Annotated in this window: 2 protein-coding genes; both read left to right on the top strand. The window is 57.1% G+C overall.

Features of this window, described 5'->3' with window-relative positions:
* Positions 1-755, top strand: a 755-nt coding sequence (locus H5U08_RS18105) for a hypothetical protein (protein WP_297036342.1), incomplete at its 5' end; no start/stop codon positions are given.
* Between the two features lie 474 nt (positions 756-1,229).
* The coding region (locus tag H5U08_RS18100; protein ID WP_297036339.1) for a DUF1549 domain-containing protein at positions 1,230-1,625 on the top strand (396 nt) is incomplete at its 3' end.

Genomic DNA, 1,625 nt, shown 5'->3' with positions numbered 1-1,625 from the left:
CAGGGAAGCTCGAGGCGAGCTTTCCGCTGCCCGCCGGCCTTGCCATTTCCAGGGAGGCCCTTGTTTTCCCCCATGACGACTTTCTCTTGATCGGTAATCGCTACCTGTTCCACTGGAAGTCGCAACTGCTTGTGTGGGAATATGACAATCTGGGCCTTACGGCCTCAGTGGGGGACCTCGTGTGTGCAGTGGTGGGTCGCCGGGGAGGGAGCGGGACCGAATTGAGAGCGCTCGCACTGGCGCACATTCCCCATGCGGCAGCACTCCAGGTGCTTGATCGCGCCCTCCACAACCCGGAGACCTTTGCCTTCCGAAAGGGTATCCCCGTAAGAATAGACGTTTCCGGCGTTCCTGAAGACGGTCGAGAAAAAGTTCGAGAGATTCTCACCGAACGGCTGCGGGGTATGGATTGCACCATCGATCCCGACGCCCGGGTCACCATTGTCGCGGCGGTCGCTGGTCCCAGAGAACGCACGGTGTCTTACATCCACTCGGGCGACTACAAGGTGAAGGAATATCAGTTGTCGCTGAAAATTGTGCTCGGGAAACAGGTGCTTTGGGAAACCTCCGCGGGCGGCGTTCCTTTCATCCTGTTTTTACGACCTGGAGAAAACGTGGGGCAGAAACTCAAAGAATTGACCTCCAAACCCAATTACGAGTGGTTTAAGGCGGTGGCACTGCCCCAATATCTGCCGGATGTTCCTGTCAGAGGCACTGTCGCGTTGGGCCGCGGCCCACTTCCATTGACTGAGTAATCCGTGACACGCGCGGATGCGCAGGCTGACGCTTGTCGCACGTATCCGGCGTGAGCCTCTATTCCGGGAAGGATACCCCGTCCGCGGGCATTTCAGGCCTTATCGTGCCGGTGACCGATGAGGCTACTCGTTTTATTTTCCGCATTAGTGTCTATCTTAATAGACATTAATTATTTTGTTGCGTGCGATAGTTGACATATTGACAAGTCGCGGTTAATCTACTCGTCGGATCATCCATTTGATAGAGCTTCCGAGCGTCCCCGGCGATTCTCCCCCCAGGCCGTAGCTGTCCTCGATTGAAACTCGAAACCGATTTCCGGCGCGCAGCGAGTGGACCTTCCCGCCGCTGGTCGCTGGTGCGCATAGTTCTGCGAGTTCCCTGACAAGCCCGCCAAACCGAGATCATCCATGCAATTCCGTTCTCTCCCGGCGATCGGACAGCGATTGCGATTTCTCGCGGAAAGGTGCCCGCTTATGAGCAACTTGACCCTACTTGGTGTGCTGGTGTGTGCGCTCCTTCTCTGCCAGGGATTCGTGCAGGGAGAAGAAGCGAGGAGCATCTTCGAAAGCCCGACGCCACCCCAACCTGCAGGAGAGTTGGATCGCATCGTTTTTGCCAAGCTGGAACAGCTAGGGATCAAGCCGGTTTTGTGTTCGGACGCCGTGTTCGTGCGTCGCCTCTATCTGGACATGCTGGGAAAATTGCCGACTTCCACCGAGGTCCGTGAGTTCCTTGCCGACCAATCTCCGGACAAGCGGACCCGCCTCGTGGATCGTCTCATGGAGCGCCGCGAGTTCGTGGATTATTGGGCCATGAAATGGGGCGACACCCTGCGGATTAAGGCGGAAATTCCCGTCAACTTGTGGCCC

The sequence above is a fragment of the Thermogutta sp. genome (assembly GCF_014359955.1).
In the GTDB taxonomy this organism is placed as follows: Bacteria; Planctomycetota; Planctomycetia; order Pirellulales; family Thermoguttaceae; genus Thermogutta.
The sequence above is the reverse complement of the archived record's forward strand: the minus strand, read 5'-3'. Positions and strand labels throughout refer to the sequence as shown.